Source organism: Neobacillus driksii (genome assembly GCF_013409995.1).
In the GTDB taxonomy this organism is placed as follows: Bacteria; Bacillota; Bacilli; order Bacillales; family Cytobacillaceae; genus Neobacillus; species Neobacillus driksii.
Genome location: NZ_JACCBX010000006.1, coordinates 49,714 through 60,338 on the forward strand (window position 1 = coordinate 49,714; position 10,625 = coordinate 60,338).

Annotated in this window: 5 protein-coding genes; 3 read left to right on the forward strand and 2 right to left on the reverse strand. The window is 41.5% G+C overall.

The features are described from left to right. Positions 1-22: 22 nt before the first annotated feature. From gltB to F4694_RS14670, 3 genes are all read left to right on the forward strand, one after another. Positions 23-4,570 carry a glutamate synthase large subunit gene (gene gltB, locus F4694_RS14660; protein WP_179599187.1) on the forward strand — a complete coding sequence of 1,516 codons (4,548 nt, stop codon included), beginning with the start codon at positions 23-25 and terminating at the stop codon, positions 4,568-4,570. Between the two features lie 17 nt (positions 4,571-4,587). Then, positions 4,588-6,054: a glutamate synthase small subunit gene (gene gltD / locus F4694_RS14665; protein ID WP_179599189.1), complete on the forward strand. Its 1,467-nt coding sequence runs from the start codon at positions 4,588-4,590 to the stop codon at positions 6,052-6,054. A gap of 354 nt (positions 6,055-6,408) precedes the next feature. After that, positions 6,409-7,656, forward strand: coding sequence for an endo-1,4-beta-xylanase (locus F4694_RS14670; RefSeq protein WP_179599191.1), 1,248 nt, complete (start codon positions 6,409-6,411; stop codon positions 7,654-7,656). Between the two features lie 70 nt (positions 7,657-7,726). Here the strand turns inward: F4694_RS14670 and F4694_RS14675 are convergent, their stop codons facing one another. Both F4694_RS14675 and F4694_RS14680 read right to left on the reverse strand, forming a co-directional pair. Further along, positions 7,727-8,305, reverse strand: a complete 579-nt coding sequence (locus F4694_RS14675; protein WP_179599193.1) for a M15 family metallopeptidase — start codon at positions 8,303-8,305, stop codon at positions 7,727-7,729. A 517-nt stretch (positions 8,306-8,822) separates the two neighbouring features. After that, positions 8,823-10,022: a nitrate/nitrite transporter gene (locus F4694_RS14680; protein WP_179599195.1), complete on the reverse strand. Its 1,200-nt coding sequence runs from the start codon at positions 10,020-10,022 to the stop codon at positions 8,823-8,825. Positions 10,023-10,625 lie beyond the last annotated feature (603 nt).

The window sequence follows — 10,625 nt, forward strand, 5'->3', positions numbered from 1 at the left end:
CACTTACAGGGAGAGATTTGAAATGACGTATCATCAACTACCAAAAGCACAAGGTCTCTACCGTCCAGAGTTTGAACATGATGCCTGCGGGATCGGCTTGTACGCTCACATAAAAGGAAACGCCACACATGATATTGTGGCAAAAGGACTTAAGATGCTTTGTCAATTGGATCATCGTGGCGGACAGGGAAGTGACCCGCTTACAGGCGATGGCGCAGGACTTATGGTTCAAATACCAGATCAATTTTTCCGCCAGGAATGTCCAGAAATAAACTTACCTGAGAAAGGGAAATACGGTGTGGGGATGCTGTTTTTCTCTAAGGATGATCGTGAACGGGAAGAAATTGAAAGCCATATCAATAAAATGGTCGAACAAGAGGGTCAAACAGTTCTTGGCTGGAGAACAGTCCCAGTCAATCCAGAACCTATCGGGGTAACCGCACAGGATAGCTGTCCTGTCATTCGCCAGTTGTTTGTTGGTGATAACGAAAAAAGTACGGACTCATTAGCGTTTGAACGGAAATTATACGTAATTCGTAAACTTTCAGAAAAATGGGCAAAGGAATCAGAATATCGTTTTTACTTTGCTAGTCTTTCTAGCAGAACGATCGTTTACAAAGGTCTGTTAACGCCTGAACAAGTAGATCAGTTCTATTTGGATTTGCAGAATGAGAATTTTGTCTCTGCGTTTGCTTTAGTGCATTCACGCTTTAGTACCAATACATTTCCGAGCTGGGAAAGAGCACATCCTAACCGTTATTTAATTCATAATGGCGAAATTAATACACTTCAGGGAAATATTCACTGGATGAAGGCGCGTGAAAGTCAATTTGTGTCAGAGGCTTTTGGAACGGATTTGGAAAAAGTCCTGCCAATACTTGATACAGATGGAAGTGATTCATCGATCTTAGACAATGCGCTTGAATTTTTGGTTCTTGCCGGCCGAAAGCCAGCACATGCAGCGATGATGCTTGTCCCAGAGCCATGGTCTGAAAATCCTCATATCACAGAGGAAAAACGAGCTTTTTATGAATTTCACAGTACTTTAATGGAGCCCTGGGATGGACCGTCTGCTATATCTTTTACTGACGGTAAACAAATTGGTGCTATTTTGGATCGGAATGGACTACGTCCGGCTCGTTATTATGTTACAGAAGATGATTACATTATTTTTTCATCAGAGGTTGGAGTCATCGATGTTGAACCGGAAAAGGTATTATACAAAGAGCGTCTTCGCCCTGGAAAAATGCTTTTGATTGATTTAGAAGAAGGTCGAATTATTTCGGATGAGGAAATTAAATCACAGTTGGCGAGTCAACAGCCGTATCAGCAATGGTTAAATGATCAGCTTGTTCGCTTGGAAGAGAGAGTAGAGGTTGAGGGAGAAAGCCGGTCTGATTTACTGACCCTTCAAAAAGCCTTTGGATATACGTATGAAGATATTCAAAAGTACATCCTTCCAGCTGTGACTGAAGGCAAGGATCCTCTAGGGGCAATGGGGAATGATATGCCGCTTGCTGTTTTATCAGACCGACCTCAAACATTGTTTAACTACTTTAAGCAATTATTTGCCCAAGTAACCAATCCGCCGGTTGACTCCATTCGTGAAGCAATCGTCACTTCAACCATTTCCTACTTAGGAGCTGAAGGGAACTTACTTCACCCTTCGGAAGAAAATAGCCGTCGGATTCAGTTAGAGACGCCGATCCTGACCAACAGTCAGTTGGAAGGTTTAAAGACGAATGATTTATTTAAAAGCAAAGTAATCGACATCCTGTTCGCAGAGGATTTAGAAAATAGCCTTAAGGAAATTTGCCGTCAAGCAGATAAAGCAATTGCAGGCGGAGCAAGCTTGATTATCCTGTCTGATCGAAAAATCAATGAAAAAGAAGTTGCTATTCCATCTTTATTGGCAGCGAGCACCCTTCATCAACACTTGATTCGTGAAGGATTAAGAACGAAGGCGAGCATCCTTATTGAAACAGGGGAAGTAAGAGAAGTTCATCATTTTGCGGTGCTGCTCGGATATGGTGTTGATGCGATTAACCCTTATCTTGCGTTCGCTACCTATCAGCAAGCTATTGCGGAAGGAGCATTACCATTCACCTATCAAGAGGCGGTGAAAAAGTATATCTATGCCATGACTGAAGGTGTTGTGAAGGTCATGTCAAAAATGGGTATTTCTACGGTGCAAAGCTACCGTGGTGCACAAATTTTTGAAGCAGTTGGGATCGGTTCTGATGTTATCGACACCTACTTCACAGGAACAGTGTCCCAGCTTGGTGGGATTGGGTTAGACACTATCGCCCAGGAAGCGAAGCTGCGCCACGCGGAAGCTTTTGCTGTATCAACAGACCAGACCTTAGAATCAGGCAGTAATTTTCAATGGAGACATGATGGTGAACACCATGCTTTTAATCCTGGAACCATTCATACATTGCAATGGGCTTGTCGTAATGGGGATTATCAATTATTTAAAAAATACTCGACGCAGGCAAATGAGGAAAGGCTTGGTTTCTTACGCAACCTATTTTCCTTTAGTGGAACACGACAAGCTGTGCCGATTGAGGAAGTAGAGTCAGTAGATTCAATTGTCCGCCGCTTTAAGACTGGTGCAATGTCGTTTGGATCCATTAGTAAGGAAGCACATGAAACATTAGCCATTGCCATGAACCGTTTAGGTGGAAAAAGTAACTCAGGTGAAGGCGGAGAAGATTCAAGCCGATTCGGAATCGATGAAAATGGTGACAACAGAGGAAGTGCGATCAAGCAGGTTGCTTCCGGCCGTTTTGGTGTGAAAAGTCATTATCTAGTCAATGCCGAGGAGCTGCAAATTAAAATGGCACAAGGCGCAAAGCCTGGTGAAGGTGGCCAGTTGATGGGTACGAAGGTGTATCCATGGGTTGCTGACGTTCGAGGTGCAACACCGGGAGTTAGCTTAATTTCACCGCCGCCGCACCATGATATTTATTCCATTGAGGATTTGGCACAGCTGATTCATGATTTGAAAAATGCCAACCGTGATGCCCGTATCAGCGTTAAGCTTGTTTCAAAAGGCGGGGTCGGAACGATTGCTGCAGGTGTGGCGAAAGCAGTAGCAGATGTAATTGTCATCAGCGGCTACGATGGAGGAACGGGTGCATCGCCGAAAACAAGCATTCAGCACGCTGGATTGCCATGGGAACTGGGATTAGCAGAGGCACACCAAACGCTTATGCTGAATGGTTTACGTGATCGGGTTGTGCTTGAAACAGACGGAAAATTAATGACAGGTAAAGATGTTGTGATGGCAGCGCTGCTTGGAGCGGAGGAATTTGGCTTTGCAACCGCACCACTAGTTGTCCTTGGCTGTGTGATGATGCGTGTTTGTCATTTGGATACATGTCCAGTTGGGATTGCCACTCAAAACCCTGAGCTTCGCAGAAAGTTCACGGGTGAAGCTGATTATATCGTTAACTTTATGCGTTTCATTGCACAGGAAGTGCGTGAGCTTATGGCAGAGCTTGGTTTCAGAAGCGTAGAGGAAATGGTCGGTCGTGCAGATGTATTAACCGTAAGTGAGCGTGCAAAAGCGCATTGGAAGGCGCAGCATTTGGATTTAACATCGTTACTTCATAAGCCTGAAGGACACCGCACTTTTAAAAATCCACAAAATCATAGAATTAACGAATCACTTGATATTAAACATATTCTTCCGGCTGTTCAACCAGCTTTAGAGCAGGGGACACCTGTTGATCTAAACTTCTCGATTTCAAACATCAATCGCGTGACGGGGACCATCGTCGGAAGTGAAATTTCCAAACGCTACGGAGAAGAAGGTCTACCAGAGGATACCATTACCTTACGATTTACTGGTTCTGCTGGACAAAGCTTTGGTGCCTTTGTACCAAAAGGAATGACTTTAGATCTTACAGGGGACGCGAACGATTATGTTGGTAAAGGTCTATCGGGCGGGAAAATTATCGTCAGAGCAGATGAGCATATGAAGATCGCTTCTGGAGAAAACGTCATCGCAGGAAATGTTGCATTTATCGGGGCAACAAGCGGTGAAGCTTATATTAACGGTCGTGCGGGTGAACGTTTTGCGGTTCGGAATAGCGGCGTCAACGTGGTTGTTGAAGGAGTTGGCGACCATGGCTGTGAGTATATGACGGGCGGGCGAGTTGTTATTTTAGGTGATGTCGGCAAAAATTTTGCAGCTGGAATGTCCGGCGGAATTGCCTATGTTTTAGCAGAAGACAAGGATGCATTTAAGTATTTATGTAATCAAGAATTGATTGAATTTGAATCGGTATCAACTGCTGCTGAGCAGGAAGAACTAAAACAGTTAATCGAAAACCACTTCCGTTACACGCAAAGTGTAAAGGCTAGCTGTGTTCTAGAAAACTGGAAAAAGTGTGTTAGAAAATTTGTCAAAGTCATTCCGAAGGATTATAAACGGATGATTCATTTGATAGAAGAGCAAAAATTAGCAGGATTATCGGAAGAAGAAGCAGTAATGAGCGCCTTTTTAGCGAACTCCTCTGCAAAACCAAAATCATCTAAACAGCAGGAAGCTGCAAATCGCTAAGAAAGGGGAGAGGAACAATGGGGAAACCAACTGGATTTATGGAATATTCCCGCGAAAAAGTGGGAGAAAGAAATCCGTTAACACGCTTAAATGATTGGAAAGAGTATACAGTTCCTTTTTCTGATGAAAAGTTACGTACACAGGGGGCGCGGTGCATGGATTGCTCCATCCCCTTCTGCCATACCGGAATGGAGATTCAAGGAGCAACATCGGGGTGTCCGATTCACAACCTGATCCCGGAGTGGAATGATCTGGTCTATCGGGGCCGTTGGAAAGAAGCGCTTGATCGGCTGTTGAAGACAAATAATTTTCCTGAGTTTACAGGAAGAGTTTGTCCGGCACCATGTGAAGGTTCATGTACGTTAGCCATTTCCGACCCAGCGGTTACAATTAAAAATATTGAACAAGCCATCATCGATAAAGGCTTTGAAAACGGATGGATTACACCAAGGATTCCAAGGTTACGGACTGGTAAGAAAGTGGCGATTATCGGTTCCGGTCCTGCTGGTTTGGCAGCAGCGGATCAGCTTAATCAAGCCGGCCACTCTGTAACGGTTTATGAGCGAGCCGACCGTCCAGGTGGTTTGCTGATGTATGGGATTCCTAACATGAAGCTTGAAAAAGAAGTTGTAGAACGCAGGATTCGTTTATTGACACAGGAAGGTATTGACTTTGTTACGAATACAGAAGTGGGTAAAGATATCACAACTGCAGAACTCCAAACTCAGTTCGATGCGGTCATCCTTTGTACAGGTGCTCAAAGGCAGAGGGATTTAGTGATTGAAGGTCGTGAAGCCAGGGGAATTCACTTTGCGATGGATTATTTAACGCTAACGACAAAAAGTCTATTAGACTCGAACTTTGAGGATGGTCAATTTATCAATGTAGAAGATAAAGATGTCATCGTAATTGGCGGCGGGGACACAGGTGCTGACTGTGTGGCAACTGCGCTTCGTCAAAAAGCCAAGAGTGTCGTTCAGTTTGGAAAACATCCGCAATTACCTAGTGAACGTACTACTGATAATTTATGGCCGGCGTATCCCAACGTTTTTACCATGGATTATGCTTATAAGGAAGCAGAAACCAAATTTGGGGAAGATCCACGGCAATATTCCATTCAAACAAAGAAAATCGTCGCTGATGAGAATGGGAATCTTAAAGAACTTCACACCATCCAAATGGAGAAACTAAAGGATGAAGAAGGTCGGTATTATTTTAAAGAAATCCCAGGCACTGAAAAAGTCTGGCCAGCTCAATTTGTGTTTATTGCAATTGGCTTTGAAGGTACTGAACAGCCATTGTTACGCCAATTTGGTGTAAAGGAAGTCAACCAAAAGGTTGCTGCCAGATATGGGGAGTTCAAAACCAACGTTGAAGGAGTATTCGCTGCTGGGGATGCTAGAAGAGGCCAAAGCCTCATCGTCTGGGCGATTAACGAAGGCAGGGAAGTTGCACAGGAAGTAGAAAAATACTTGATGGCATAGTCGAAATGGGTCTTTCCGTCTAATTTTGCAATGAATAGCGATTTCTAAATTGCGGTCAATAACATTGCATGCATTAACCACTATACCCTCAATGTTCTTTCGAATGGTCAATGATAAGGGAGAAAAGTTGCAGGCATCATTTTCATTAAATGATGCCTGTTTTGTGTTGTATCCTTTATTTACCTCTCATCTAACATCAATTTTATTGAAAGTATCACCTTTAGTAATAAAAGTAAAGCCTTTACTTTGTCGGGTGTTTAAACAAAGTTATTCAAGATAGAATGAATTCAGAAAAGATAGAAAGTTCTTAAACAAGAAACTATTATTAAAATTTATTAAAAAGGAGAATAAAACATGCTAAAAGTTTTACGTAAACCTATCGTTTCTGGATTAGCTCTAGCCTTATTATTACCTATAGGATCGACAGTTAGTGCCGAAACAAATATTTCAAATAAACCAGGTATTAGCGGGTTAACAGCACCACAATTGGACCAACGATATAAAGATTCTTTCACCATAGGTGCAGCGGTTGAGCCAAATCAATTATTAGATGCAAAAGACTCACAAATGTTAAAGCGCCATTTTAATAGCATTGTAGCAGAAAATGTCATGAAGCCTAGCAGTTTACAGCCAGTAGAAGGGCAGTTTAACTGGGAACCGGCAGATAAACTTGTTAAGTTTGCGAAAGAAAATGGAATGGACATGCGCGGCCATACGCTTGTCTGGCATAGCCAAGTACCAGATTGGTTCTTCAAAGATGCAAATGGAAATTCAATGGTTGTTTGGCAGAATGGAAAGCAAGTGGTTGCAGATCCGTCTAATCTTGAGGCTAACAAAAAGCTTTTATTAAGCCGTTTAGAAACACATGTTAAAACAGTCGTTTCTCGTTATAAAGATGATATTAAATCTTGGGACGTTGTCAATGAAGTAATCGACGAATGGGGTGGACATCCTGAAGGTTTACGTCAATCTCCATGGTTCCTAATTACCGGAACGGACTATATTAAAGTCGCTTTTAAGACAGCAAGACAATACGCTGCTCCAGACGCTAAGCTTTATATCAATGATTACAATACAGAAGTAACACCAAAAAGAACGTACTTATACAACCTAGTAAAAAGTTTAAAAGAGCAAGGCGTTCCAATTGATGGTGTTGGGCATCAGTCTCACATTCAAATCGGCTGGCCGTCTGAAAAAGAAATTGAAGACACAATTAACATGTTTGCTGAACTAGGGTTAGACAACCAAATTACTGAGCTCGATGTCAGTATGTATGGCTGGCCAGTAAGGGCGTATCCTACCTATGATTCTATTCCAGCACAGAAATTTATAGATCAAGCAGACCGTTATGATCGTCTATTTAAATTATATGAGAAATTGGGCGATAAAATCAGCAATGTGACATTCTGGGGAATTGCCGATAACCATACATGGTTAAATGACCGTGCAGATGTTTACTATGATGCAGATGGAAACGTTGTAACATTGGCAAACGCACCATATGCTAAAATGGAAGCTAGATCAGGTAAAGATGCACCATTTGTATTTGATCCAGAATACAATGTAAAACCAGCCTATTGGGCGATTATCGACCACAAATAACATCAAAACACACGGGGACGGTTCTCCCTGCCAAAAAGGCAGGGAAAGCCGTCCCAGTAGTGCTTTGTCTTCACTTGCTTTCCGCCACGTTAGATGATTCGTCGGGTCTTTGCCCATTCTGCAAATCGGCAATTGTCAGTCCAAAATCCATTTGGAAATGTGGATAATCTTTAAAATCTTTCCAATCTCCGCCCCACTCGAATCCTAGTGACTTAGCTATTTTCACCACCTCGGACCAATCGGACTTTCCATTTTGATTCCGATCATATTGACGATCCCAAACAACATCTCCTGAAGGAGTTTCAAGCGCGAAATCAATCGCGAGCCCATAATTATGATAGGATTCACCTCCTTTTGCATTCGTGACAATATTGCCCTCTGCTGTACGACCTTGTTCATAAATGGTGTTTTGCTCCTCTATACTGCGGAAACCGTCAGTAATCAAAACGACTATTCCTATTTTTGCTGCTTGTTGCACTAATTGATCGCTGCGTTCCTTTACGATGGGGTGGAGTTCAGTCGGTAAGGGAACATCTTTTTTCTGTTCAATGCCTGTTGCTTTAGACGGTTTGGTTTCGTTGTCTTTAAATATCAAAATAGTACTAATCCCGAGAGCAAGTAGGAAAAGTAACCATTTAATCCTTTTCATTGTGAATCTTCCTTTCGTGTTTAGAAGACTACTAAACTCTTTCAAAACCGAATTTTCGTCCTCTTTCTATTTATCTATCAATCCCTTTAATTGTTCAATATAAACCTTAAACAATTCTTAACTAGTATCTGTTCTATATTAAACAACCATTGTCTTCTAGTAAAGGTTATCTATTAATTTTACCATAAGCTCTTGAGTAGAGTTTTTAAAATTCATCTTGTGTTTTTATGTGTATGAAAAATTTAAGGATATTCCTCTATAATAAGACTTATTCAATCATGCATGCACATAAACGCTAGGAAAGATAGAGTTAGGGGGGATTAAACCGTTAGAAATAAAAGTACTATGATAATACTTGTTATGGGGATACTCGTAGGAGTTAATTATACTTAAGCACAAAAATCAGAGTCTGCACCTACTACTGAAATAAGTTCATACTTTGGTATAACTTAAAAAGGCATAAGTTGGTTTGATTTCCAACTCATGCCTTTTAGGTTACTTAAAATGAACTTCCTTATTAAATGGATGCACGATTTGACTCCAGATTCTTCCTCCATGAAATTTGTGCAAGAACTAAGACGATAAGAGCACATAAACCAACCCCGGCTAAAATGTAAAATCCGGTAGCATAGGTTCCTGTCATTTGTTTAAGTGACCCCAGTATATTAGGAACAAAGAATCCTCCCACGCCACCAGCAGCTCCGACAATACCTGTAATTACACCAATTTCCTCTTGGAATCGCTGAGGAACCAATTGGAATACCGCCCCGTTACCCATTCCGAAACAAAGCATTCCAATGAACAATCCTGCAATAGCAATAGGCAGGGCAGGAAGCTGGCTTATGAAGAACATGGTGATTCCAACTCCAATAAATAAGAAAGTTAACAACCGAACCCCGCCGATTTTATCTGCGATGTATCCGCCGACTGGTCGGAAAAAACTTCCCGCTGCGACACACAAAGTAACGAAATCGCCCGCACGTACCTTTGTTAACTCATATTGATCTACAAAAAAGATACTTAAAAAGCTTGATAGTCCGACAAAACCGCCGAAGGTAACGCTATATAGCAGGCAGAAATATAAGGTATCTTTTTGTTTAAATACCTGAAAGTACTCTTTCATGGGTTTTGCTTTCGGCTGTGATGGGGCATCTTTGGCCATTACTATATATAAAACCATAACAATGAGAAAGGGAATAAGAGCAAGACCCATTACATTATGCCAGCCAATCGTTTCAGCCAGGCGTGGTCCGAATAAAGTAGCCAATAGCGTACCGCTGTTCCCCGCACCTGCAATACCCATAGCCAATCCCTGTAAATGTGGCGGGTACCACCGGCTCGCCATTGGAATGGCCGCTGCAAAACTTGCACCTGCAACTCCAAGAAGAATTCCAATCAAGAAAAGTTCTGTAACAGTTTGACCGTATAACCATCCCCATAAGAGTGGAATGATTGTCACAGTCATCCCGCTGATGGCTGTTTTTTTAGGGCCAATTCGATCCGTTAAGAAACCAAGAATCAGTCGAAAAAAAGAACCGCTTAAGATGGGAACCGCCACAATGAGACCTCTCTCTGAAGGAGAAAGATTGAAATCGTTCGTGATATAAACTCCTAAAGCCCCCAACATCACCCAAATCATGAAACTGATATCAAAGTATAGAAATGACGCTACTAATGATGGTGCATGACCCGCCTTTTTTAAATCTGCTAGTTTCATCTTATCTACTCCTCTCTAGTAATCTTTGTTTTTAATCAGGAGTTACCACCCGATATTTTTCGTTCCTTTTGAAAATAAGACTTTAGCTAGTAAAATGACGAACGAAATCAAACCAATATTATTTTTCATTTTTTATACCTCCTAATTTTTATAGTTTTAAGAATAGTCTGATACTGGTGTTTTGTCTCAATTGCTGTGAAGAAACCTAACACATGTATTTTTTTCTCACATGAAAAATATTTATAATTACAAGGTTTATCGCTAATAAAAATAGGTTTTTCGGAAATATTGCTGCTACATCACTAAATATAGAAACAAAGGTATATAAGGAATGATTGCTAGTGTGAATTCGGACAATGTAACCAGTAAAAGATGGAAAAGATGTCAGGATGCCGGTCACATTCGGACTGTGTAATCGTTAAAAAAGGATAAGGTGTCAGAATGCAGGACTTATTCGGACAGCAAAGAGCGCAAAAAAGGAAAAGGTGTCTGAATGCTGTTCACATTCCCTAATTGAGGACAAATCCATTGAACTCTTAATGAGATTAGTCCTTAATCCCCCTTATTGAGGACAAATCAATGGGACTCTTAATGAGATTAGTC